The organism is Streptomyces sp. NBC_00286, from assembly GCF_036173125.1.
GTDB lineage: Bacteria > Actinomycetota > Actinomycetes > Streptomycetales > Streptomycetaceae > Streptomyces.
Genome location: NZ_CP108054.1, coordinates 1359618 through 1382861, shown reverse-complemented (window position 1 = coordinate 1382861; position 23244 = coordinate 1359618). Strand labels below are relative to the sequence as shown.

Genomic DNA, 23244 nt, shown 5'->3' with positions numbered 1-23244 from the left:
CCAAAACACAACCCGTGGGGGCCTGGGGGCGCAGCCCCCAGTTCCGGGAAGGGGCGGGCTTGGGGAAAAGAAACCCCCCAACCCACCCACCCCCAGAACACTCACCCGCGCCCCCGACCCCCCTTAGGGTCAACCAACCCGGCCCGCCGCAACGCATCCGCCATGGCACTGTTGCCGGGCGCCGGCGCCTGCCGCCCCCCGCCACCACCGCGACCTTGCTGCTGCCCACGCTGCTGCTGCGGCGCTCGCCCACCCCGCTGCGGCCGCCCCCCACCGCGCGCTTCCTTGGGCGCAGCCTCGTCATCCAACCGCAGCGTCAACGAGATCCGCTTCCGCGGAATGTCCACCTCAAGGACCTTCACCTTGACGATGTCCCCAGGCTTGACCACGTCCCGCGGATCCTTGACGAACGTCTTGGACATCGCGGAGACGTGCACAAGCCCGTCCTGGTGCACACCGACGTCCACGAACGCGCCAAAGGCGGCCACGTTCGTGACGACCCCCTCCAGCACCATCCCGGAGGCCAAGTCGGAGATCTTCTCCACCCCCTCCTTGAACGTCGCCGTCTTGAAGGCCGGCCGAGGGTCCCGCCCCGGCTTCTCCAACTCCTTCAAGATGTCCGTCACCGTCGGCAGACCGAACGTCTCGTCCACGAAGTCGTCCGGCTTCAGCGAGCGCAGCACGCTCGTGTTACCGACCAGCGAGGCCACCTCACTGCCCGCCGTCTTCACCATCCGCCGCACCACGGGATACGCCTCCGGGTGCACGCTGGACGCGTCCAGCGGATCGTCACCTCCGCGAATCCGGAGGAACCCTGCGCACTGCTCGTACGCCTTCGGACCCAGCCGCGCCACACTCTTCAGCTCGGACCGCGACTTGAACGGGCCGTTGGCATCCCGGTGCGCCACGATGTTCTCCGCGAGCCCGGACGAGATCCCGGACACCCGCGCCAGCAGCGGCGTGGACGCCGTGTTCACGTCCACTCCGACGCCGTTCACACAGTCCTCGACCACCGCGTCCAGCGACCGGGACAGCTTCACCTCGGACAGATCGTGCTGGTACTGGCCGACGCCGATCGACTTCGGGTCGATCTTCACCAGCTCGGCCAGCGGGTCCTGCAGGCGCCGTGCGATGGACACGGCGCCGCGCAGCGACACATCCATGCCGGGCAGCTCCTGCGAGGCGAAGGCCGAGGCCGAGTAGACGGAGGCGCCGGCCTCGGACACCATCACCTTCGTGAGCTTCAACTCCGGGTGTTTGGTGATGAGTTCACCGGCGAGCTTGTCCGTCTCCCGGGACGCCGTGCCGTTTCCGATCGCGATCAGCTCGACCGCGTGCTCCTTGGCGAGCCGGGCGAGCTTGGCGATGGCCTCGTCCCACCTGTTCGCCGGGACGTGCGGGTGGATGACGTCCGTGGCGACGACCTTGCCGGTCGCGTCGACGACGGCCACCTTCACGCCCGTACGGAATCCGGGGTCGAGGCCCAGCGTCGTGCGCGTGCCCGCGGGGGCGGCGAGCAGCAGGTCGCGCAGGTTCGCCGCGAAGACGTTGACCGCCTCGTCCTCGGCGGCCGTACGCAACCGAAGGCGCAGGTCGATGCCCAGGTGCACGAGGAGGCGGGTGCGCCAGGCCCAACGGACCGTGTCCGTCAGCCACTTGTCGGCGGGCCGGCCCCGGTCGGCGATCCCGAAGCGGTTCGCGACGATCCCCTCGTACGAGGAAGGCCCGTCCGTGGGCTCCTCGGGCTCCAGGACGAGGTCGAGGACCTCCTCCTTCTCGCCGCGCAGCATCGCCAGGATGCGGTGCGAGGGCAGCTCCGTGAAGGGCTCGGCGAAGTCGAAGTAGTCGGCGAACTTGGCGCCCGCCTCCTCCTTGCCCTCCCGTACCTTGGCCGCGAGCCGCCCGCGTACCCACATGCGCTCACGCAGCTCGCCGATCAGGTCGGCGTCCTCCGAGAAGCGCTCGGTGAGGATCGCGCGGGCACCGTCGAGGGCCGCCTGCGGGTCGGCCACGCCCTTGTCGGCGTCGACGAACGCCGCGGCCGCGGCCAGAGGTTCTACGGAGGGGTCACTGAGCAGGCCCTCGGCCAGTGGCTCAAGACCCGCCTCGCGCGCGATCTGCGCCTTCGTCCGCCGCTTCGGCTTGAACGGCAGATAGATGTCCTCCAGGCGCGCCTTCGTCTCGGCGCCGCGGATCCGGGCCTCCAACTCGTCGGTGAGCTTGCCCTGCTCACGCACCGACTCGAGGATCGCCGTCCGCCGCTCCTCCAGCTCCCGCAGATAGCGCAGCCGCTCCTCGAGCGTGCGCAACTGCGCATCGTCGAGCATCTCGGTCGCTTCCTTGCGGTAGCGGGCGATGAAGGGCACCGTCGAACCGCCGTCGAGCAGCTCCACGGCGGCTCTGACCTGCCGCTCCCGTACGCCGAGCTCCTCGGCGATCCTGCCTTCGATGGACCCTACTGCGATGGATCCGGCTGTCGTCACGATCCCGTACCGCCTTCTCACTGAGGTTGCGCGGCAATTGTGGCAGGTGGCACCGACAACGGGGGATCAGGGCGGCGCCCGACCATGAACAGAGCCGGACACGCCCTGGGCGAGTCCGGCTCCGAGGGCGGTCCGGAGTCATACCCTCCGGGCCCTCCCGGTGCGTCGCGTGGAGTGCGAGGCGCCGCCGAGCAGCCGGGCGACGGCCCGGAACGGCAGCGTCACCACTGTGGCGATCGCCCCGCCAATCTGTCGCAACACGTCTGCGATCGCACGGAGCACGTGCTTCTCCTTTCGTCTCCCGGCCCGTTCGGTCGCGGCCGGGGACGTCCGGGTACCTCGGAGAACGGTTCTGATACGTGGGCCTCCGGCGGTTGGGCGGGGGCGCGGCGGCACGCGCGCGTGCCCTCAGCCCTTGCCGGTCATGTCCTCCGGGAACGCCCCCGCCGCCAGCGCGGTCATCAGGAACCCGGTCGCCAGCTCCCTCAGACGCTCCACCCGCTCCGCGCCCAAGTGCTCGTACGGGCCCCGGTCCAGGCGGTCCGTCTGTGACTCGATCTCCCGGCGAAGTTCGACGCCGTCCGCCGTCAACTCGCCCTCGGCGTCGAGCAGTCCGCGCTCCCGGAGCCGCCCGGACGCGGCGTCCCAGTCCGCGCGCCGCCAGCCACGGGTGGCGAGGACCCACCTCGGCGACATGCCCTTGCCGGTTGCGGTGTGGCTCACCAGCGCCTCTAGGGGGTCGAGTTCCGCGCCGAGCAGCACCGTGAGATGCCCGTCCCCGCGGTGCTCGCGCAGCAGCGTGGCCGCGTGAAAGAGCGCAAGGTGTGGCTCGTCGGGCACGGGCAGGTCCGCGTGAGCCGCGTACAGCGGGCGTGCGGTCCGTACGCAGGCCTCGGTCGCCCGCAGCGCGAGCTGAGCCGCCTCGGCCATCTCCGGAGACCCGATCACCTCGTCACCGAGCAGCCGCCGCAGCGTGGAATCGGCGGCACGCGCGCGTGCCGCCAGCACGGCCTCCGGAGACGCCGTCCGCCACACCTCCGGTACGTGCTTCGCCACCAGCTCGTGGCGAAAGTTGTAGAACGTCGCCGTCACCACACCCGCACCCGCCGCCCCCATGGCCGCGGCCCGCGTCGCGAAGTACGCGGCATTGCGGTCGGCGACCCCGAGATCGGCCAGTTCCCGCCCCAGGTCCGGCGAGAAGTAGAGCGCGGAGTGAAGCGGATTGAGGACGTTGTGGCAGCGCCGTCCGGCGCGCTCCTCGAGAGCACTGGTCATGAGGCGCAGGCTAACCGACTGCTCAGTACGAACGGAATGCCGTGCCGTCGATCCCTCTCGGCAGCCTCCCTCGGCAGGGCCGTCGGCGTGGCAGGAAAGGTGGGCTGCTCGTCATTGCGGCCATCACGGCACTCGCCAAGAATCGAGCACATGGCACCCCGAACCGTTCTCGTCGTCCTCTTCGAGGGCATCCAGAGTCTCGACGTCACGGGCCCCGTGGAGGTCTTCGCGGGCGCCGAGACCGGCCACCCCGGTACGTACCGCATCCGCACCGCCACCCTGGATGGCGCCCCCATCCGTGCGACAAGCGGCCTCACCCTGGTCCCGGACCACGCCCTCACCGACGCCCCCGCCCCGCACACCCTGCTCGTCCCGGGCGGCAACGGCACCCGGAACCCGGACCCGGACCTCGTCGACTGGCTGCGCGAAAACGGCCCGCGCGCGGAGCGCCTGGTGTCCGTCTGCACCGGAGCGCTTCTGCTCGCCGCGGCGGGCCTCCTGGACGGCCGCCGGGCGACGACCCACTGGGCGTCCTGCGACAAGCTCGCCCGCGACCACCCGGCGATCGACGTCGACCCGGACCCCATCTTCGTACGGGACGGGAACGTGGCCACCTCGGCGGGAGTCACCTCCGGCATCGACCTCGCCCTCGCACTCGTCGAGGAGGACCTCGGCCGCAAGACCGCCCTCGCCATCGCCCGCCATCTGGTCGTGTTCCTCCGACGCCCGGGAAACCAGGCGCAGTTCAGCGCCCAGCTCGCCGCGCAGACCGCCCAGCGCGAACCGCTCCGCGATGTGCAGCAGTGGATCAGCGAACACCCCGGCGAGCCCCTGACGGTCGAGTCGCTCGCCGCCCGCGCCAACCTCTCCCCGCGCCACTTCGCCCGAGCCTTCCAGACGGAGACGGGCATGACCCCGGGCCGGTACGTCGACCGCGTACGCCTCGAACACGCCCGCCGTCTCCTGGAGGACACCACCGACGGCATCGAGGAGATCTCCCGCGCCTGCGGCTACGGCACCCCGGAGGCGATGCGCCGCGCCTTCGTACGGACCCTGGGCGCGGCCCCGGCGGAGTATCGCCGCCGCTTCCGCCCCGTACCCGCCGACTGAAGCCGCCGCCTCAACTCACCGGCCGAGCCCACCGCCTGAGCCAACTGGCCAATCCGTCGAACCCGACCGACCCGACCGACCCGACGGACCCGACGGACCCGACGGACCCGTCGAACCCGACCGACCCGACGGACCCGTCGAACCCGACCGACCCGACCGACCCGAACGACCCGACGGACCCGTCGAACCCGACCGACCCGACGGACCCGACGGGCCCGTCGAACCCGACCGACCCGACGGACCCGACGGACCCGACGGACCCGTCGAACCCGACGGACCCATCGAACCCGGCTGACCCGTCGAACCCGACCGACCCGACGGACCCGACGGACCCGACGAACCCGACCGACCCGACGGACCCGGCTGACCCGTCGAACCCGACCGACTCGACCGACCCGAACGAACTGACTGACCCGACCGCACCGACCGACCCGAAAGGACTCCGATGCAGATCGCCATCGTTCTCTTCGACCGTTTCACCGCCCTGGACGCCGTCGGCCCGTACGAGACCCTCGGCCGCCTCCCCGACGCGGAGACCGTGTTCGTGGCCGAGCAGACGGGCCCCGTACGCACCGACACCGGCGCCCTCGCGATCACCGCCGACAAGACTCTCGCCGAGGTGCAGAGTCCCGACGTCGTCGTGGTCCCCGGAGGGCCCGGTCAGTTCGCGCAGATGGAGAACGACACGCTCCTCGACTGGCTGCGCGCCACCGACGCCACCAGCACTTGGACGACCTCCGTGTGCACCGGCTCCCTGCTGCTGGCCGCGGCCGGACTGCTCGACGGCCGCCGCGCCACCTCACACTGGCTGGCCCTCGACTTCCTCAAGCAGTACGGCGCCGAGCCGACGGGGGAACGGGTCGTGACCGACGGCAAGTACGTCACCGCCGCCGGGGTCTCCTCCGGCATCGACATGGGGCTCACGCTGGTCGGCAGGCTCGCGGGCGACGAACACGCCCAGGCCGTACAGCTGATGATCGAGTACGACCCGCAGCCGCCCTACGACGCGGGGTCCCCGCAGAAGGCGCCCGCGCATCTCGTCGAGGAGTTCCGCACCAACAGCCGCTTCACCCTTGTGTAGTTGAGCCTGAGGTGGTCCAAGTGAAGCGTGGCTGACGGCGCTCCAGAAAGGCGGCGACGCCCTCCGCGGTGTCGCCGCTGCCGCGCGCCTGGCCGGCCCAGTAGGCGTCCCGGTCCATGCGGCCGTCCGCGAATTCCTTTGCCGCGGCCTGCGTCAGCTGTGAGCGGGTGGCCAGTACGCGCGTGAACTCCGCGACCCGCTTGTCGAGTTCGCCCTCCGGCAGCACCTCGTCGACCAGGCCGGTCCGCAGCGCGCGTTCCGTGTCGATCAACTCGCCCGAGAACAGCAGGTACTTGGCGGTGGCGGGCCCGACCAGCGACACCAGCCGCCGTGTGGAGGAAGCGGGGTACACGATCCCGAGCTTCGCCGGTGTGATGCCGAACAGCGCGCCCTCGTCCGCGAACCGCAGATCGCACGCCGCCGCCAACTGGCAGCCACCGCCCACGCAATGGCCACGTACGGCGGCGAGCGTCGGCTTGGGAAAGGCGGCGAGCGCGTCCTCGGCGCGTACCGCGAGACCCTGCGCCTCGTCGGCGGAGGCCCGCAGCGTCGAGATGTCGGCCCCCGCGCAGAAGGTCCCGCCTTCGCCGGTGAGCACCAGCGCCCGTACGGTGGGGTCGGCGGCCAGCGTGTCGAGCAGCGGCGGCAGCGCGGCCCACATGCCGGCCGTCATGGCATTGCGCTTCGCCGGATGGTGGATCACGACGGTGGCGACCCCGTCGGTGACGCTGTGCAACAACTGCGGCTCCATACGCCGGATGCTATCTGTACCCGTACAAACCGAAGAGTTCCGAATTCGGTACAAGAAGGGCAGGGAGCGGTCTCGCGGGTCGTCGGTGTCATATGCAGACGGTCAGAAAGCGTCGATACTCGCTGACTTCTGTTCAGGACTTGGGTTGGCACCACTGCGTTACCAACACTCGACGTGTGGTGACGATCGAGCGCAAGGGTGGCGACCGGACGATGGACGACCATGGGCGGGGGCGCGACCCTCGCCCTGAAGGCGGCGGGGACACGGACGGCGACAGCAGACCGCCGGACCCACTGCCGTACGAGGGAGTCTGGCGGTTCACGGCGCCCTCCGTCGAGGCCTCGGTGCCGCAGGCACGGCATGCCGTACGCGATCTGCTGGCCCGCCAGGGCGTGCCCGCCTCGGACGACCTCGTCCAGGGGCTGCTGCTGATCGTCTCCGAGCTGGTGACCAACGTGGTGCGGCACGCGGCGCTGCTCTCGCCGATGCTCGCCGTGGAGGTCGCCGTCGGCGCCGAGTGGGTGCGGGTCTCCGTCGAGGACAACCACCCCTACCGCCCGACCGCCCTGGAGGCGGACCACGCCCAGACCGGCGGCCGCGGCCTGCTCCTGGTGACCGAGATCACCAGGGAAGCGGGCGGAGCCTGCGACGTCGAACACACCGCGACCGGCGGCAAGGTGATCTGGGCCGCCCTGCCCCTCAAACCCGTACCGCCCAGCTAGGCGGACCTGCTGAAGTGGCGGTGCGATGTCGCGCCCCTTCAGGGGCGCGGGGCTGTGACAGATGCGGCTCCGCCGCGGGGCGCGACCAGCCACGACGGGCCCGCACCTTCAAACCGGCTTTCCAGCGGAGCGCTTTGTCACCAGCCCGCGGTGGGGCCCGTAAGTTCCCTGATCGCGGGGCGGGCGGCGTCCAGCACCGTCATGAACCACGTGGAGAACGGGTCCCTGACGTGCCGTTCCGTCAGCTCGGTGGGCGTCACGAAGACCGTCGTACCGACCTCCTCCGGATCCGGCCGCAGCGGCGACTGGACCATGCCGACGAAGAGGTGGTTGAACTCCTGCTCCACCAGACCGGAGTGCGGGTCCGGGTGGTTGTAGCGGACCGTGCCCGCCTCGGCGAGCAGGGTCGGCGAGACGCCGAGCTCCTCGTAGGTGCGTCGCGCGGCCGCCGCGAAGGGCGCCTCACCGGGGTAGGGGTGGCCGCAGCAGGTGTTGGACCAGACGCCGGGGGAGTGGTACTTGCCGAGCGCCCGCTGCTGCAGCAGCAGCCGGCCGCGCTCGTCGAACAGGAACACCGAGAACGCCCGGTGCAGCTGCCCGGGCGGTTGATGCGCGGCGAGCTTCTCCGCGGTGCCGATCGTCGTGCCGTCCTCGTCGACCAGTTCCAGCAGGATCGCTTCGGCGGAGCCGTTCGACGAGGTGTGCGTCGCGGTGCCACGTGTGATCGGCATACCCATCCTTCGCATCGGACTTCGGGACCCAAGTCTGCCGTACGAATCCGGCACGCCCGACACCACGCGATGTCCCGCTTGTCCGGTTCCGCCCGCGCGGCCGAATCCGAACAAGCGGGGCCTCACCGATCAGACGCCGAAAGCGGCCGGATACCTGATCGTGCCCGTCGGTACCGGCGCGGAATCGTCCAGTACCAGGGCCATCATCGCCTCGTCAGGGGCGTCGAAACCGGGCCGGATGCCGTATGCCGAAGCGGACGTGAAGCCGAAGCGCGGGTAGTACTCCGGGTGCCCGAGTACGAGTACCAACTGCTCCCCGCGCGCGCGTGCCGCCTCCAGCACGGCGCGTACGACGGCCGCTCCGGCGCCCTGCCGCTGATACTCCGGCCGCACCGCCACGGGCGCCAGCGCGAGCGCCGACGCACCGTCGACCTGGCAGCGGGTGAGCAGCGCGTACGCCACCACCGTGCCGTCCGCTGCCTCGGCCACGTACGACAGGCCCGGCAGCCAGGCCTCCGGGTCCGCGCGCAGGGCGTCCACCAGACTGGCCTCCGCCTCGGTCGGGAAGGCCGCGGCGTTCACCGCGTACACCTCGGCGCGGTCGGCCTCGGTCTCCGGGCGCATGAACCAGCCGGAGGGGTCCTTCGGCCGCAGTACGTATCCGACGTAGCCGTACTCGCCGCCGTGCTCCCGGCGCTGCGCGATCTCGTCGCGGGCGCCGGCCACGGCCTCGGCCATGCCGGGGCGGGCGAGATCGGCCGCGTCGGCCTTGGCGGCGAGCGGACCGTAGTACTCGTCCCAGTCGGACTCGGGCTGCTGGTACGTGCTGAGGACGGTGTACTCGGCGGCTTCGGCCGCCCGGCGGTTCTCCTCGGTCGTACGCAGCTCGAACTGGTCCGCCCAGAAGGCGCGGGCCCCCGCCGAGGGTGTGTCGGTGGTCCACCCGCACTCGGTGAGCACGAGCGTGCCGCCGGGGGCGAGCAGGCGCCGCCAGCAGCGCAGTGCGGTGTCGAAGCCGATGATGTAGGCCGAGCCCTCGGCCCAGATGAGGTCGAACGAGCCGTCCGGGTAAGGGAGTTCTCCCATGTCCCCCTTGACGGTGCGGATCGCGTCGGCGAGCCCGCGCTCCTCGGCGGCGGCCCGCAACTCCGCGAGGAACGGCTCGTGCAGATCGACGGCGGTCACCTCGGCGCCCGCCTCCGCGGCGAGCAGCAGTGCGGAGCGGCCGGGGCCACAGCCCAGGTCGAGGACGCGCGGACGGGCGGGCAGCGGGCCCGCGAGCGAGAGGAGGTGCCGGGTGGTGGCGTCGGAGCCGGGGCTCTGCCGCGGAAGTCCGTGGCGCAGGGTGAAGAAGGCGTTGTGTTCAGCGTTGTCGGTCAACGTGGAAACCCTTGGGTGAGGGGCCCGGCCGATGATTCAGAAGTGCAGCGAGTGCCGACGAATGTCAGCCGCGGGCCCGGGAGTTGGGGATGCCTGAGTCGCTGCGCGCGGCAGCGCGGAACGCGACGGTCATCAACCCACCTCCCAGATCGCGGCCACGTTAGCACCGAGGGCCACGGCCCCGCCTCCCAATAGGCCGACCCTCAATGCTGCCGCGTACGAGGCCAATGCTTCCGCGTACCCGGCGCGATCAGCCGGAGTGGTGGAGCCGCCAGCCCTCCCAGGCCGACTCGACCATCTCGCGCACCCCGTGCCGCGCGGTCCAGCCCAGTTCCTCGGCGGCCAGCGCGGCCGAGGCCACCGCGCGCGGGGCGTCGCCCGGGCGGCGGGGCTCGACGATCGCGGGGCGGGTGTCGCCGGTGACCTCGCTGATGAGCGTCACGAGCTCGCGTACCGAAACGCCCTCACCGCGGCCGATGTTCACCGTCAGATCGCCCGTCGCGCCGGCCGCGGTCAGCCGCCGGGCCGCCGCGAGGTGCGCCTCGGCGAGATCGGCGACATGGATGTAGTCGCGTACGCAGGTGCCGTCCGGCGTCGGATAGTCGGCGCCGAATATCCTCGGGGCCTCGTCGCGGGTGAGCCGGTCGAAGACCATCGGGACGACGTTGTAGACACCGGTGTCGGCCAGTTCGGGTGCCGCGGCGCCCGCCACGTTGAAGTAGCGCAGGCACACGGTGGCGATTCCGTGCGCCCGGCCCGCCGCGCGCACCAGCCACTCACCGGTGAGCTTCGTCTCGCCGTACGGGCTCATCGGGGCGCAGGGAGTGTCCTCCGTGATGAGATCCACATCCGGGTTGCCGTAGACGGCCGCGGACGAAGAGAAGACGAAGCGCTCGATGCCCGCCTCGGCGACCGCTTCGAGGAGCGTGGCGAGCCCTCCCACGTTCTCCGCGTAATAGCGCGTGGGCTGGGCCACGGACTGGCCGACCTGCTTGCGCGCGGCGAGATGCACCACTCCCGTCACCGTGTGTTCAGCGAACGTCCGCTTCAGTAGCTCTCCGTCGAGCGATGAGCCCTGAATGAGAGGAATGTCCGACGGGAGCCGATGGGACATCCCGGTCGAGAGATCGTCGAGCGCTATGACGCGCTCTCCCGCATCGGCCATGATCCGCGCCACATGTGCACCGATATAGCCTGCTCCGCCTGTGATCAGCCATGTCATGGTCCTTCACCCTATGCCGGACCGATCGACTCCGGAGCGGGCCGCGATTCTTGCCCTGATAAGCCCCGTTCTGGGACTGCGATTTGGGGCGCGGGGCTCCGATCCTCGATGATGATCGCAGCGGACGCGGCATACAGATCACGCTGATCGGGCCGTGAACAGGCGGTGAACGGCGGATTCCCATCATCCGATAGCCTCTGCCGACACGCCGCCCGGGGCCCCGCCCTGGGTGCCCCCATCGCGTACATGCCCGGCGCCGCGGACGCGTCGGAACCCAGGGAGTGAGTTCGTCTGTCGACCGCCATCCTCACCGGTCAGCCGGTCCCCGGATCGTCGCTCGAGGGCGATCTGCGGTCGCTCGGCTTCGACGTGCGGGTCGCCTCCGACGCGGCCGACGCCGAGACGCTCCTCGCCGCCGTACCCGCTGACCAGCCGGTCGCCGTCGTCGACGCCCGCTTCGTGGGCCATGTCCACGCGCTGCGCCTCGGGCTCACCGACCCCCGCTTCGACGCCGCCGCGATCCCCGGCGCCGTGACCGTCCGCCCCGCCGCCCGTCCCGCGCTGGACCGCGCGCTGCGCACGGCCGCCGGTGACGCCTCGAACGGCTCCGTGGTCGTCGGCATCGTGGCCGACCGCGTCGCCGAGCTGCTCGACACCGAACTGCACCGCCCCGAACTCGGCGAACTCGTCGCCGAAGTCCCCCGCGACCCGCAGGCCCGCAACGAGGCCCGGCAGGCCGTGGCCGCCGTCGACGACGAGGCGATCAGGCTCCGTACGGCCGTGAAGTCCCGTGACGGCTTCTTCACCACGTACTGCATCAGCCCTTACTCCCGCTATCTCGCCCGCTGGTGCGCCCGCCGCGGACTGACCCCGAATCAGGTCACCACGGCCTCGCTGTTCACCGCGCTCATCGCGGCGGGCTGTGCGGCGACCGGCACCCGCGGCGGCTTCGTCGCCGCCGGTCTGCTGCTCCTCTTCTCCTTCGTCCTGGACTGCACGGACGGCCAGCTCGCCCGCTACTCGCTGCAATACTCCACGCTCGGTGCCTGGCTCGACGCGACGTTCGACCGCGCCAAGGAGTACGCCTACTACGCGGGCCTCGCGCTCGGCGCGGCCCGCGGCGGCGATGACGTATGGGCCCTCGCTCTCGGCGCGATGGTTTTGCAGACCTGTCGACATGTCGTCGACTTCTCCTTCAACGAGGCGAATCACGACGCCACCGCCAACACCAGCCCCACGGCGGCCCTTTCGGGCCGGCTCGACAGCGTCGGCTGGACGGTCTGGGTGCGCAGGATGATCGTCCTGCCGATCGGCGAGCGCTGGGCGATGATCGCCGTGCTCACGGCGGTCACGACTCCTCGTATCACCTTCTACGCGCTGCTCATCGGGTGCGCGTTCGCGGCGACTTACACCACGGCGGGGCGCGTGTTGCGGTCCCTGACGCGCAAGGCGCAGCGCACGGACCGGGCGGCTCGGGCGCTGGCGGACCTCGCGGACAGCGGCGCGGTCGCGGAGTTGCTGGCGGGGCTGCTGAAGAAGCTGCCCGCCAAGCCGCCGTTCGGACCGCGCGTTCTCGTCGCGCTGTCCGGCGCTGTGATCCTCGTCGCCGCCGTCTGCCTTGAGCCGTACGGCAGTTGGCTGCCCGTCCTCGGCGCCGTGCTCTACACGCTCACCTCGGCCGCGGCCGTCGCACTGCCCCTCAAGGGTGCCCTGGACTGGCTCGTTCCGCCCGTGTTCCGCACCGCCGAATACGTCACCGTCCTGGTACTGGCAGCCAAAGCCGACGTAAACGGAGCCCTTCCAGCGGCTTTCGGGCTGGTGGGGGCCGTCGCCTACCATCACTACGACACGGTGTACCGCATCCGCGGCAACGCCGGCGCGCCGCCGAGCTGGCTGGTGCGGGCGATCGGCGGGCACGAAGGCAGGACGCTGCTGGTCACCGTTCTGGCCGCGCTGCTCGCCGCCACTGATTTCAAGGTCGCGCTCACGGCGCTCGCCGTGGCCGTGGCCCTCGTGGTGCTCGTGGAGAGCATCCGATTCTGGGTGACCGCCCACAAGCGCGGCGCACCCGCCGTACACGATGAAGGAGAACCCGCATGATCGGCCTCGTGCTGGCGGCCGGCGCCGGACGGCGTCTGCGCCCCTATACCGACACCCTGCCCAAGGCACTGGTGCCGGTAGGACCTGAGGACACTGCAGGTGACGAGGACAGCATCACCGTGCTCGACCTCACCCTCGGCAACTTCGCCGAGATCGGCCTGACCGAGGTCGCGATCATCGTCGGCTACCGCAAGGAGGCCGTCTACGAGCGCCGCGAGGCCCTCGAGCAGAAGTACGGCCTGAAGATCACCCTCATCGACAACGACAAGGCCGAGGAGTGGAACAACGCCTACTCCCTGTGGTGCGGGCGTGACGCCATCAAGCACTCGGTGATCCTCGCCAACGGCGACACCGTGCACCCGGTCTCCGTCGAGAAGACGCTGCTCGCCGCCCGCGGCGACGGCAAGAAGATCATCCTCGCCCTCGACACGGTGAAGGACCTCGCCGACGAGGAGATGAAGGTCGTCGTCGGCCCCGAGGGCGGCATGACGAAGATCACCAAGCTGATGGACCCGGCGGAGGCGACCGGTGAGTACATCGGCGTCACGCTCATCGAGGGCGAGGCCGCCGACGAGCTGGCCGACGCGCTGAAGACGGTCTTCGAGACCGACCCGCAGCAGTTCTACGAGCACGGCTACCAGGAGCTCGTGAACCGCGGCTTCCGTATCGACGTCGCGCCCATCGGCGACGTCAAGTGGGTCGAGATCGACAACCACGAGGACCTGGCCAAGGGGCGTGTGATCGCGTGCCAGTACTGACGAGGCTCATCCCCTCGCCGGTCGTCGTGGACATCCGTCCGGGCGCCCTGGACGACCTGGCCGGGGTTCTCGCCGACCAGCGGATCTCGCACTCCGGCAAGCTGGCCGTCGCGATCAGCGGCGGCTCCGGGGCCAAGCTGCGGGAGCGGCTGGCTCCGGCGATGCCGGGCGCGAGCTGGTACGAGGTCGGCGGCGGCACCATCGACGACGCGATCAGGCTCGCCGACGAGATGAAGTCGGGGCACTACGACGCTGTCGTGGGCCTCGGCGGCGGCAAGATCATCGACTGTGCGAAGTTCGCCGCGGCGCGGATCGGCCTCCCGCTGGTCGCCGTCGCCACGAACCTCTCGCACGACGGTCTGTGCTCGCCGGTCGCGACCCTCGACAACGACGCGGGACGCGGCTCCTACGGCGTACCGAACCCCATCGCGGTGGTCATCGACCTCGACGTGATCCGTGAGGCTCCGGTCCGTTTCGTACGGTCCGGGATCGGCGACGCCCTGTCCAACATCTCCGCGGTCGCGGACTGGGAGCTCGCCAACCGCGAGCAGGGCGAGGCGATCGACGGTCTGGCCGCCGCCATGGCGCGCCAGGCGGGCGAGGCCGTGCTGCGGCACCCCGGCGGCGTCGGTGACGACGGCTTCCTCCAGGTGCTCGCCGAGGGCCTGGTCCTCACCGGTATCTCCATGTCGGTCGCGGGCGACTCCCGCCCCGCCTCCGGTGCCTGCCACGAGATCAACCACGCCTTCGACCTCATGCACCCCAAGCGCGCGGCCAGCCACGGCGAGCAGTGTGGCCTGGGCGCGGCCTTCGCGATGCACCTGCGCGGGGCCCACGAGGAGTCGGCGTACATGGCCGAGGTGCTGCACCGCCACGGGCTGCCCGTCCTTCCGGAGCACATCGGGTTCACCGTGGACGAGTTCGTCGAGGTCGTGAAGTTCGCTCCGAAGACCCGGCCGGGCCGTTACACGATCCTCGAGCACCTCGACTTGTCCACCGACCAGATCAGGGACGCATACGCCGACTATGCAGCCGACTATGCAAAAGCCATCGGTAGCTGAGCTCCGCCCGGTCGTGCACCCCCCGGGTGTCAAGGACCGGCGGAGCGGCGAGCACTGGGCCGGCCGGCTGTACATGCGCGAGCTGTCGCTGCGTATCGACCGGCACCTGGTGAACACGAAGGTCACGCCCAACCAGCTGACCTACCTGATGACCGTCTTCGGCGTCCTCGCCGCCCCGGCCCTGCTGGTGCCGGGGATCCCGGGCGCCGTGCTCGGCGTGCTGATGGTCCAGCTCTACCTGCTGTTCGACTGCGTCGACGGCGAACTAGCCCGCTGGCGCAAGCAGTACTCGCTCGCCGGCGTCTACGTGGACCGGGTCGGCGCCTACCTGTGCGACGCCGCGGTCCTCGTCGGCTTCGGACTGCGCGCCGCCGACCTGTGGGGCTCCGGGCGGATCGACTGGCTGTGGGCCTTCCTCGGCACCCTCGCCGCTCTCGGCGCGATCCTGATCAAGGCCGAGACCGACCTCGTCGGCGTCGCCCGTCACCAGACCGGCAAGCCGCCGGTCCAGGAGTCGGCCTCCGAGCCGCGCTCCTCCGGGATGGCGCTGGCCCGCAAGGCCGCCGCCGCGCTGAAGTTCCACCGGCTCGTCCTCGGCGTCGAGGCGTCGCTGCTGATCCTGGTCCTGGCGGTGCTGGACACGGTCCGGGACGACCTGTTCTTCTCGCGGCTCGGCGTCGCCGTGCTGGCCGGCATCGCGCTTCTGCAGACCCTGCTGCACCTGGTGTCCATCCTTGCCTCCAGCAGGCTGAAGTGACGTCCGCCCTGAAGGTCGGCGCGGTGATCATCACCATGGGCAACCGCCCCGACGAACTCCGCGCCCTCCTCGACTCGGTCGCCAAGCAGGACGGCGACCCGGTCGAGGCGGTCGTGGTGGGCAACGGCTCCCCGGTGCCGGATGTCCCCGAAGGCGTACGGACCATCGAGCTGCCGGAGAACCTCGGCATCCCGGGCGGCCGCAACGTCGGCATCGAGGCCTTCGGCCCCGGCGGCACCGACGTGGACGTCCTCCTCTTCCTGGACGACGACGGCCTGCTCGCCCGCAACGACACCGCCGAGCTGTGCCGCGAGGCCTTCGAGGCCGACCCGAAGCTCGGGATCATCAGCTTCCGCATCGCCGACCCCGACACCGGCGACACGGCGCGCCGCCACGTTCCGCGCCTGCGCGCCGCCGACCCGATGCGCAACTCCCGCGTCACCACCTTCCTCGGCGGCGCCAACGCGGTCCGTACGAAGGTCTTCGCCGAGGTGGGCGGACTGCCCGAGGAGTTCTTCTACGCCCATGAGGAGACCGACCTCGCCTGGCGCGCCCTCGACGCCGGCTGGATGATCGACTACCGCGCGGACATGGTGCTCCACCACCCCACGACCGCCCCCTCCCGGCACGCCGTCTACCACCGCATGGTGGCCCGCAACCGCGTCTGGCTCGCCCGCCGCAACCTGCCCGCCCCCCTGGTCCCCGTATACCTCGGCGTCTGGATGCTCCTCACCCTCGCCCGCCGCCCCTCGCGACCTGCGCTGAAGGCCTGGTTCGGCGGCTTCATCGAGGGCTGGACCACTTCGTGCGGCCCACGGCGCCCCATGAAGTGGCGTACGGTATGGCGCCTGACGCGACTGGGCCGCCCACCCGTCATCTGACAAGCTCGGTATCTGAGAGCATCGGCGGTACCCGGTCCCTGGCTCCTGCCCAGGCCCGAACCAGGCTGCGCACATTGAGGACGAAAGTTTCCATCTGTGAGTGAGACAACGCATGACGGGTCAGTCGCGGTGAGCGCCGCCCCGTCGCCCGATGACGGGCTTTCCGCGGCGGACCTCGCCGCCAAGTACGGGCTCGCCGTGAGCGGAGCCCGGCCCGGACTCGTCGAGTACGTCCGCCAGCTCTGGGGACGGCGTCACTTCATCCTCGCCTTCTCCCAGGCGAAGCTCACCGCCCAGTACAGCCAGGCGAAGCTCGGGCAACTGTGGCAGGTGGCCACACCCCTGCTGAACGCGCTGGTGTACTTCCTGGTCTTCGGGCTGATCCTGGGGGCCAACCGTGGCATGGACCGTGAGGTCTACATCCCGTTCCTGGTGACCGGTGTGTTCGTCTTCACCTTCACCCAGAGCTCGGTGATGGCCGGAGTCCGGGCGATCGCCGGAAACCTCGGCCTGGTGCGGGCGCTGCACTTCCCGCGCGCCGCGCTGCCCATCTCCTTCTCGCTCCAGCAGCTCCAGCAACTGCTCTTCTCGATGATCGTGCTGTTCGCGGTGGCGGTCGGATTCGGCAGTTACCCGCGCCTGTCCTGGCTGCTGATCATCCCGGTCCTTGTCCTGCAGTTCCTTTTCAACACGGGCCTCGCGATGATCATGGCCCGGGCGGGCGCCAAGACCCCGGACCTCGCGCAGCTCATGCCGTTCGTGATGCGTACGTGGATGTACGCGTCCGGCGTCATGTTCTCCATCCCGATCATGCTGAAGGACAAGCCCGCCTGGATCGCCGACATCCTCCAGTGGAATCCGGCCGCCATCTACATGGACCTGATGCGCTTCGCGCTGATCGACGGTTACGGCTCCGAGAATCTGCCCCCACATGTCTGGGCGGTCGCTGTCGGCTGGTCCCTCCTCGTCGCCGTCGGCGGGTTCGTGTACTTCTGGAAGGCTGAGGAGCGGTACGGCCGTGGCTGAGCAGATCACCGACACACGGATCCCCACCGTCATCGCGGACGAGCTGCACATCGTCTACCGCGTCAACGGCGCCAAGACCGGCAAGGGCAGCGCCACCGCCGCCCTCAGCCGCATACTCAAGCGAGGCGGCGGCGAGGAGCGCGGCGTCCGCAAGGTGCACGCCGTGCGCGGCGTCTCCTTCATCGCCTACCGCGGCGAGGCCATCGGCCTGATCGGCTCCAACGGCTCCGGCAAGTCCACGCTGCTGCGTGCCATCGCCGGGCTGCTGCCCGCCGAGGAGGGCAAGGTCTACACCGACGGCCAGCCCTCGCTCCTCGGCGTGAACGCGGCCCTGATGAACGACCTGACCGGCGAGCGGAACGTCATCCTCGGCGGCCTCGCGATGGGCATGACCCGCGAGCAGATCCGCGAGCGTTACCAGGAGATCGTCGACTTCTCCGGCATCAACGAGAAGGGCGACTTCATCACGCTGCCCATGCGGACGTACTCCTCCGGAATGGCCGCCCGCCTGCGCTTTTCCATCGCCGCCGCCAAGGACCACGACGTCCTGATGATCGACGAGGCCCTCGCGACCGGCGACCGCTCCTTCCAGAAGCGCTCCGAGGCCCGCATCCGCGAGCTGCGCAAGAGCGCGGGCACGGTCTTCCTCGTCAGTCACAACAACAAGTCGATCCGTGACACCTGCGACCGCGTCCTGTGGCTGGAGCGCGGCGAGCTGCGCATGGACGGCCCGACCGACGAGGTCCTCAAGGAGTACGAGAAGTTCACCGGCAGGTAGGCCGGGCCACACACTGACGACCTCGCCGGAGCGCCTCCGGCGAGGTCCCTCGTGCCGTGCCCGTACAAGGGACGATCAAGCCGGGCAAAAGAGGACGTCAACTCTGGGCCGTCGTAGGAAGCTTGACGCCAATCGGTGTGTTGTTGTGATGTCCAGGACACCCAGGCGAAGCACGGAACGTTGTACAACGTAAGCTGTACCGGTGCTTATTCGCGGCAAGTAGGGCGATAATGCGCGAGACCGGCGCTCCGCGAAGGCGCGGACGTCCGGGCGGCGTGTCCGAAATGGGCGCATATTGGGTCGGCGGTGTAGAACGGGAGACGTGACGGCAATGGCTACGGAAACTCTCCAGCTCCGCGAAGCGTGTGCCGTCCCCGTACCGGGCAGCGAGCGGTGACGGCCGCCGGGACCGCACGCGCCCCCGGCCCGGAGCGCACCACCCTCGACAAGGCCGCGTACGAGAACTTCCCCGTGGCTCCGTTCTTCCTGCCCAGGGCCTGGCGCACCGACCTCATGGCGGTGTACGGCTTCGCCCGTCTCGTCGACGACATCGGTGACGGCGACCTGGCCCCCGGCGGCGCCGACGCCCGCCTCCTCGGTGTGTCCCCCGAACAGGCCGAGGACCGCCTCGTCCTCCTCGACGCCTTCGAGGCCGACCTCCGCAGGGTCTTCGACGCGACCCCGCGCCACCCGCTCCTGCGCCGCCTCCAGCCGACGGTCCGCCGCGCCGGCCTCAGCCCCGAGCCGTTCCTCGGGCTGATCGCGGCCAACCGCCAGGACCAACTCGTCAAGCGATACGAGACGTACGACGACCTCCTCGCCTACTGCGAGCTGTCCGCCAACCCGGTCGGCCGCCTCGTCCTCGCCGTCACCGGCACCTCGACACCGGAGCGGGTGCGGCTCTCCGACGCCGTCTGCACGGCACTCCAGATCGTCGAGCACCTCCAGGACGTCAGTGAGGACCTCGGCCGCGACCGCGTCTATCTCCCGGCCGAGGACATGAAACGGTTCCATGTCCAAGAGGCGGATCTCGCCCTGCCTACAGCGGGCGCATCGGTGCGCGCACTGGTCGCATTCGAAACCGAACGCGCACGGAACCTCTTGAATGAAGGCACCCCCCTCGTGGGTAGCGTCCACGGCAGGCTGAGGCTACTGCTCGCCGGATTCGTGGCAGGGGGGAAGGCGGCAATCCACGCGATGCGCACCGCCGAATACGACGTACTTTCCGGCCCGCCCAAACCGGCCAGGCTCCGGCTGCTCCGCGAGGCGGGCATGACTCTGCGAGGAGAGGGGTGATCCAGGCCGTGGAGTCTCCCACGCACGTGTCCGCACCGGTACTCGCCGCATACAGCTACTGCGAGGCAGTGACCGGACAGCAGGCCCGTAACTTCGCGTACGGCATCAGACTCCTGCCGACGCACAAGCGCCGGGCCATGTCGGCGCTCTACGCGTTCTCGCGGCGGGTCGACGACATCGGCGACGGCGCGCTCGCACCCGAGGTCAAGGCGGCCCGCCTGGAGGACACCCGGGCACTGCTCGCCCGGGTCCGGGACCGCTCAGTGGACGAGGACGACACCGACCCGGTGGCCGTCGCCCTCAGCCACACCGCGGTCCACTTCCCCATTCCGCTCGGCGGCCTCGACGAACTCATCGACGGCGTCCTGATGGACGTACGCGGCGAGACCTACGAGACCTGGGACGACCTGAAGGTCTACTGCCGCTGTGTGGCCGGGGCGATCGGGCGGCTCTCGCTCGGCGTGTTCGGCACCGAACCTGGGGCGCGCGGAGTCGAGCGCGCGCCCGAGTACGCCGACACACTCGGCCTCGCACTCCAACTCACCAATATTCTCAGGGACGTTCGCGAGGACGCCGAAGACGGGCGGACCTATCTGCCCGCGGACGATCTCGCGAAGTTCGGCTGCTCGGCCGGGTTCAAGGGCTCCCAGCCGCCGGACGGTTCCGACTTCGCGGGCCTGGTGCACTTCGAGGTGCGCAGGGCCCGCGCTCTGTTCGCGGAGGGCTACCGGCTGCTGCCCATGCTGGACCGACGCAGCGGCGCCTGCGTCGCCGCGATGGCCGGCATCTACCGCCGCCTGCTCGAACGCATCGAGCGCGAGCCGGAGGCAGTGCTGCGCGGCCGAGTCTCACTGCCCGGACGCGAGAAGGCGTACGTCGCCGTACGCGGCCTCTCCGGTCTCGACGCCCGGCATGTCTCCCGCGGAACCGTCAGGAGGCGCGCCTGATGGACACTCTGGGCCAAGGTGACACAACTCCTGGGAAACGGTGCGCAACCCTCCGGTCGTCGACGGCGTCCCTGACTTCAACGGCCAGCCGTGCACCGCTCCACCGCCACGGCACGGCCGCGGGGGAGGGCGCACGATGAGTGACACCACACAGGGCGAGGGATTCGACGGGGATCGCCCCGGCTGCCCGGCGAGTGAGCCGAAGGGGCGCGTCGGTGCCGAGGGCGTGTGGGGGTCCCCCCGGACGGAGTCTGGGGGAGCGCGGAGGCCCGACGAAGGAGGGTCGAGCACGGTCGCGTCCTCGGCACCGGCTGTAGCGCCCCGGAGGCGAACCGAGCCTCAAAAAAACGCAGCAGTCGTGGTCGGCGGAGGGCTCGCCGGGATCACCGCCGCGCTGACGCTCGCCGACGCGGGCGTACGCGTCACGCTGCTCGAAGGCCGGCCGCGGCTCGGCGGGCTCGCCTTCTCCTTCCAGCGTGGCGACCTCACCGTGGACAACGGCCAGCATGTGTACCTGCGCTGCTGCACGGCGTACCGCTGGTTTCTCGACCGTGTCGACGGAGCGGAACTCGCGCCACTGCAGAAACGGCTCGACGTGCCCGTACTCGATGTGGCGAAGCCGGTGGGAAGCCGCCTCGGCCGACTACGGCGCGACGCGCTGCCCGTACCACTGCATCTGGGACGCAGCCTCGCCACGTACTCGCATCTCTCGCTCGCCGAGCGCGCCAAGGTCGGACGTGCCGCGCTCGCGCTCAAGGCACTCGACCTCGCCGACCCGGCCCTCGACACCGAGGACTTCGGCAGCTGGCTGACCCGGCACGGTCAGTCGGCGCGTGCCGTCGAAGCACTGTGGGACCTCGTCGGGGTCGCCACCCTCAACGCGGTGGCCGGCGACGCCTCGCTCGGGCTCGCCGCGATGGTGTTCAAGACCGGTCTGCTGTCCGACCCGGGCGCGGCCGACATCGGCTGGGCGCGCGTCCCGCTGGGCGAACTGCATGACCTGAGGGCGCGCAAGGCGCTCGACTCCGCGGGCGTCCGTACCGAAGTGAGAACACGGGTCACCTCCATCTCCCACCACGAGAACGGGCGTTGGAGGGTTCAGGTTCCCGGCGAGACGCTCCACGCCGACGCGGTCGTGCTCGCCGTACCCCAGCGCGAAGCCCACGATCTGCTGCCCGAGGGCGCGCTCGACGAACCCGAGCGGCTGCTCGAGATCGGCACCGCGCCCATCCTCAACATCCATGTCGTGTACGACCGCAAGGTGCTCGCCAAGCCCTTCTTCGCCGCGCTCGGCAGCCCCGTGCAGTGGGTCTTCGACCGGACCGAGGCATCCGGCCTCCGCGAGGGCCAGTACCTCGCGCTGTCGCAGTCGGCCGCACACGACGAGATCGACGCCCCCGTATCCGAGCTGCGCGAGCGCTATCTGCCGGAGCTGGAGCGGCTGCTGCCCGGCACGCGCGGCGCCGAAGTACGGGACTTCTTCGTGACCAGGGAGCGGACCGCGACGTTCGCTCCCACCCCAGGCGTCGGGCGGCTGCGGCCCGGCGCCCGCACCAAGGCACCCGGCCTCTGCCTGGCCGGAGCGTGGACCGCCACAGGGTGGCCCGCGACCATGGAGAGTGCGGTCCGCAGTGGTGTGAGCGCGGCCGGTGCCGCGCTCAGCGCCCTGGGCCGGCCTCGCGATCATCTCTTCGAGCTCTTCGAGGAGGCGGCGTGACGCTCGATCTGAGCGGAGCAGGCTCCCGCACCCCCCGTATCGCCAATAGAGGAGAGACTGTGCCCACTGTGCCCCCGGCATCGACGCCCGCTCGAGGGACCTCGGTGGACGTGACCGCGCTCCTGGGGCGCGGCCGGACCCTGGCCACACCGGTACTGCGGGCGGCCATCGACCGCCTGGCCCCTCCCATGAACACCGTCGCCGCCTACCACTTCGGCTGGATCGACGCCGAGGGCAACCCCGCGGACGGCGACGGCGGCAAGGCCGTACGCCCCGCGCTCGCCGTCCTGTCCGCGCAGGCCGCCGGTGCCGCCCCCGAGGTGGGCGTGCCGGGTGCGGTCGCCGTTGAACTGGTGCACAACTTCTCGCTCCTGCACGACGACCTGATGGACGGCGACGAACAGCGCCGCCACCGCGACACCGTATGGAAGGTGCACGGCCCCGCCCAGGCCATCCTCGTCGGCGACGCCCTGTTCGCGCTGGCCAACGAGATCCTCCTGGAGCTCGGCACGGCCGAGGCGGGCCGCGCCACCCGCCGTCTCACGACCGCCACGCGCGCGTTGATCGATGGCCAGGCGCAGGACATCTCCTACGAGCACCGGGAGCGGGTCACCGTCGAAGAGTGCCTGGAGATGGAGGGCAACAAGACGGGCGCCCTGCTCGCCTGCGCCTGCTCCATCGGCGCCGTGCTCGGCGGCGCCGACGACCACACCGCCGACACGCTGGAGAAATACGGCTACCACCTCGGCCTCGCCTTCCAGGCCGTGGACGATCTGCTGGGCATCTGGGGCGACCCGGAGGCCACCGGCAAGCGGCCCTGGAGCGATCTGCGCCAGCGCAAGAAGTCCCTGCCGGTCGTGGCCGCTCTCGCGGCGGGCGGACCGTCATCCGAGCGGCTCGGTGAACTGCTCGCCGAGGACGCCAAGGCAAGCGACTTCGAGAACTTCTCCGAGGAGGAGTTCGCCACGCGCGCCGCGCTCATCGAGGAGGCGGGCGGCCGCGAGTGGACCGCTCAGGAGGCCCGCCGCCAGCACACGACCGCCATCGACGCCCTGGACTCGATCTCGATGCCTGACCGGGTACGGGCCGAGCTGGTGGCGCTCGCCGACTTCGTCGTCGTACGAAAGAGATGATCACTATCGGTCGAATAACCCTCGCGTAGTCGCCG

Annotated in this window: 22 protein-coding genes; 15 read left to right on the top strand and 7 right to left on the bottom strand. The window is 70.5% G+C overall.

Annotation, left to right across the window (positions count from 1 at the left end; genetic code table 11):
* Positions 1 to 101 precede the first annotated feature (101 nt).
* The 3 genes from OHT21_RS06380 to OHT21_RS06370 all read right to left on the bottom strand — a co-directional run bounded on the left by OHT21_RS06380 (position 102) and on the right by OHT21_RS06370 (position 3758).
* Complete coding sequence (locus tag OHT21_RS06380; protein WP_328767263.1) at positions 102 to 2483, bottom strand: Tex family protein; 2382 nt, start codon at positions 2481 to 2483, stop codon at positions 102 to 104.
* Between the two features lie 138 nt (positions 2484 to 2621).
* Complete coding sequence (locus OHT21_RS06375; protein WP_328767262.1) at positions 2622 to 2765, bottom strand: LPFR motif small protein; 144 nt, start codon at positions 2763 to 2765, stop codon at positions 2622 to 2624.
* A 126-nt stretch (positions 2766 to 2891) separates the two neighbouring features.
* Positions 2892 to 3758 carry an SCO6745 family protein gene (locus OHT21_RS06370; RefSeq protein ID WP_328767261.1) on the bottom strand — a complete coding sequence of 289 codons (867 nt, stop codon included), beginning with the start codon at positions 3756 to 3758 and terminating at the stop codon, positions 2892 to 2894.
* Positions 3759 to 3908: 150 nt separating this feature from the next.
* On the opposite strand from OHT21_RS06370, the gene OHT21_RS06365 reads away from it, so the two are divergent.
* Both OHT21_RS06365 and OHT21_RS06360 read left to right on the top strand, forming a co-directional pair.
* Positions 3909 to 4868 carry a GlxA family transcriptional regulator gene (locus tag OHT21_RS06365; protein WP_328767260.1) on the top strand — a complete coding sequence of 320 codons (960 nt, stop codon included), beginning with the start codon at positions 3909 to 3911 and terminating at the stop codon, positions 4866 to 4868.
* Between the two features lie 445 nt (positions 4869 to 5313).
* Positions 5314 to 5949, top strand: coding sequence for a DJ-1/PfpI family protein (locus OHT21_RS06360; protein ID WP_328767259.1), 636 nt, complete (start codon positions 5314 to 5316; stop codon positions 5947 to 5949).
* Here OHT21_RS06360 and OHT21_RS06355 read toward each other — a convergent pair.
* Positions 5936 to 6700: an enoyl-CoA hydratase/isomerase family protein gene (locus tag OHT21_RS06355; protein WP_328767258.1), complete on the bottom strand. Its 765-nt coding sequence runs from the start codon at positions 6698 to 6700 to the stop codon at positions 5936 to 5938. The two genes, OHT21_RS06360 and OHT21_RS06355, sit on opposite strands and share 14 nt — an antisense overlap.
* A gap of 212 nt (positions 6701 to 6912) precedes the next feature.
* Here OHT21_RS06355 and OHT21_RS06350 point away from each other — a divergent pair, with 212 nt between their 5' ends.
* The gene (locus tag OHT21_RS06350; RefSeq protein ID WP_328773973.1) at positions 6913 to 7422 is read left to right on the top strand and encodes an ATP-binding protein; all 510 of its coding nucleotides are present in this window, start codon (positions 6913 to 6915) and stop codon (positions 7420 to 7422) included.
* Positions 7423 to 7559: 137 nt separating this feature from the next.
* Here the strand turns inward: OHT21_RS06350 and idi are convergent, their stop codons facing one another.
* The 3 genes from idi to galE all read right to left on the bottom strand — a co-directional run bounded on the left by idi (position 7560) and on the right by galE (position 10755).
* The gene (gene idi, locus OHT21_RS06345; protein ID WP_328767257.1) at positions 7560 to 8153 is read right to left on the bottom strand and encodes an isopentenyl-diphosphate Delta-isomerase; all 594 of its coding nucleotides are present in this window, start codon (positions 8151 to 8153) and stop codon (positions 7560 to 7562) included.
* A 129-nt stretch (positions 8154 to 8282) separates the two neighbouring features.
* A complete protein-coding gene (locus OHT21_RS06340; protein WP_328767256.1) occupies positions 8283 to 9533 on the bottom strand; it encodes a bifunctional class I SAM-dependent methyltransferase/N-acetyltransferase in 1251 nt (416 codons plus the stop codon).
* A gap of 250 nt (positions 9534 to 9783) precedes the next feature.
* Positions 9784 to 10755, bottom strand: a complete 972-nt coding sequence (gene galE, locus OHT21_RS06335; RefSeq protein ID WP_328767255.1) for a UDP-glucose 4-epimerase GalE — start codon at positions 10753 to 10755, stop codon at positions 9784 to 9786.
* Positions 10756 to 11046: 291 nt separating this feature from the next.
* Between galE and OHT21_RS06330 the strand changes: the two genes are divergently transcribed.
* From OHT21_RS06330 to OHT21_RS06280, 12 genes are all read left to right on the top strand, one after another.
* The gene (locus OHT21_RS06330; protein ID WP_328773972.1) at positions 11047 to 12855 is read left to right on the top strand and encodes a DUF5941 domain-containing protein; all 1809 of its coding nucleotides are present in this window, start codon (positions 11047 to 11049) and stop codon (positions 12853 to 12855) included.
* A complete protein-coding gene (locus OHT21_RS06325; RefSeq protein ID WP_328767254.1) occupies positions 12852 to 13613 on the top strand; it encodes a phosphocholine cytidylyltransferase family protein in 762 nt (253 codons plus the stop codon). Before OHT21_RS06330 ends, OHT21_RS06325 begins: the two co-directional genes overlap by 4 nt.
* The gene (locus tag OHT21_RS06320) at positions 13601 to 14674 is read left to right on the top strand and encodes an iron-containing alcohol dehydrogenase family protein (protein ID WP_328767253.1); all 1074 of its coding nucleotides are present in this window, start codon (positions 13601 to 13603) and stop codon (positions 14672 to 14674) included. Before OHT21_RS06325 ends, OHT21_RS06320 begins: the two co-directional genes overlap by 13 nt.
* On the top strand, positions 14652 to 15431 hold the full coding sequence (locus OHT21_RS06315; RefSeq protein ID WP_328767252.1) for a CDP-alcohol phosphatidyltransferase family protein: 780 nt from the start codon (positions 14652 to 14654) through the stop codon (positions 15429 to 15431). The genes OHT21_RS06320 and OHT21_RS06315 overlap by 23 nt, the downstream gene beginning before the upstream one ends.
* Positions 15428 to 16312 (top strand): glycosyltransferase family 2 protein, encoded by an 885-nt coding sequence (locus tag OHT21_RS06310; RefSeq protein ID WP_328767251.1) that lies wholly within the window; start codon positions 15428 to 15430, stop codon positions 16310 to 16312. The genes OHT21_RS06315 and OHT21_RS06310 overlap by 4 nt, the downstream gene beginning before the upstream one ends.
* A gap of 96 nt (positions 16313 to 16408) precedes the next feature.
* Positions 16409 to 17338, top strand: a complete 930-nt coding sequence (locus tag OHT21_RS06305; RefSeq protein WP_328767250.1) for an ABC transporter permease — start codon at positions 16409 to 16411, stop codon at positions 17336 to 17338.
* Positions 17331 to 18116 carry an ABC transporter ATP-binding protein gene (locus OHT21_RS06300; RefSeq protein WP_328767249.1) on the top strand — a complete coding sequence of 262 codons (786 nt, stop codon included), beginning with the start codon at positions 17331 to 17333 and terminating at the stop codon, positions 18114 to 18116. Before OHT21_RS06305 ends, OHT21_RS06300 begins: the two co-directional genes overlap by 8 nt.
* 393 nt (positions 18117 to 18509) lie before the next feature.
* Complete coding sequence (gene hpnC, locus OHT21_RS06295) at positions 18510 to 19412, top strand: squalene synthase HpnC (RefSeq protein WP_328767248.1); 903 nt, start codon at positions 18510 to 18512, stop codon at positions 19410 to 19412.
* Positions 19409 to 20359 (top strand): presqualene diphosphate synthase HpnD, encoded by a 951-nt coding sequence (hpnD, locus tag OHT21_RS06290; protein WP_328767247.1) that lies wholly within the window; start codon positions 19409 to 19411, stop codon positions 20357 to 20359. Before hpnC ends, hpnD begins: the two co-directional genes overlap by 4 nt.
* Positions 20359 to 20499, top strand: a complete 141-nt coding sequence (locus OHT21_RS44600; protein ID WP_443050322.1) for a DUF6380 family protein — start codon at positions 20359 to 20361, stop codon at positions 20497 to 20499. Before hpnD ends, OHT21_RS44600 begins: the two co-directional genes overlap by 1 nt.
* 86 nt (positions 20500 to 20585) lie before the next feature.
* Complete coding sequence (hpnE, locus tag OHT21_RS06285) at positions 20586 to 22076, top strand: hydroxysqualene dehydroxylase HpnE (RefSeq protein WP_443050619.1); 1491 nt, start codon at positions 20586 to 20588, stop codon at positions 22074 to 22076.
* A gap of 59 nt (positions 22077 to 22135) precedes the next feature.
* On the top strand, positions 22136 to 23209 hold the full coding sequence (locus OHT21_RS06280; RefSeq protein WP_328767246.1) for a polyprenyl synthetase family protein: 1074 nt from the start codon (positions 22136 to 22138) through the stop codon (positions 23207 to 23209).
* The last annotated feature ends 35 nt before the right edge of the window (positions 23210 to 23244 follow it).

Excerpts from the sequence above, each read along its gene's own strand:
- OHT21_RS06360 (WP_328767259.1), top strand. The coding sequence starts at position 5,314 with ATGCAGATCGCCATCGTTCTCTTCGACCGTTTCACCGCCCTGGACGCC.
- OHT21_RS44600 (WP_443050322.1), top strand. The coding sequence starts at position 20,359 with ATGGACACTCTGGGCCAAGGTGACACAACTCCTGGGAAACGGTGCGCA.
- OHT21_RS06350 (WP_328773973.1), top strand. The coding sequence starts at position 6,913 with ATGGACGACCATGGGCGGGGGCGCGACCCTCGCCCTGAAGGCGGCGGG.
- OHT21_RS06365 (WP_328767260.1), top strand. The coding sequence starts at position 3,909 with ATGGCACCCCGAACCGTTCTCGTCGTCCTCTTCGAGGGCATCCAGAGT.
- galE (WP_328767255.1), bottom strand. The coding sequence starts at position 10,755 with ATGACATGGCTGATCACAGGCGGAGCAGGCTATATCGGTGCACATGTG.
- OHT21_RS06315 (WP_328767252.1), top strand. The coding sequence starts at position 14,652 with ATGCAAAAGCCATCGGTAGCTGAGCTCCGCCCGGTCGTGCACCCCCCG.
- idi (WP_328767257.1), bottom strand. The coding sequence starts at position 8,153 with ATGCCGATCACACGTGGCACCGCGACGCACACCTCGTCGAACGGCTCC.
- OHT21_RS06370 (WP_328767261.1), bottom strand. The coding sequence starts at position 3,758 with ATGACCAGTGCTCTCGAGGAGCGCGCCGGACGGCGCTGCCACAACGTC.
- OHT21_RS06325 (WP_328767254.1), top strand. The coding sequence starts at position 12,852 with ATGATCGGCCTCGTGCTGGCGGCCGGCGCCGGACGGCGTCTGCGCCCC.
- OHT21_RS06355 (WP_328767258.1), bottom strand. The coding sequence starts at position 6,700 with ATGGAGCCGCAGTTGTTGCACAGCGTCACCGACGGGGTCGCCACCGTC.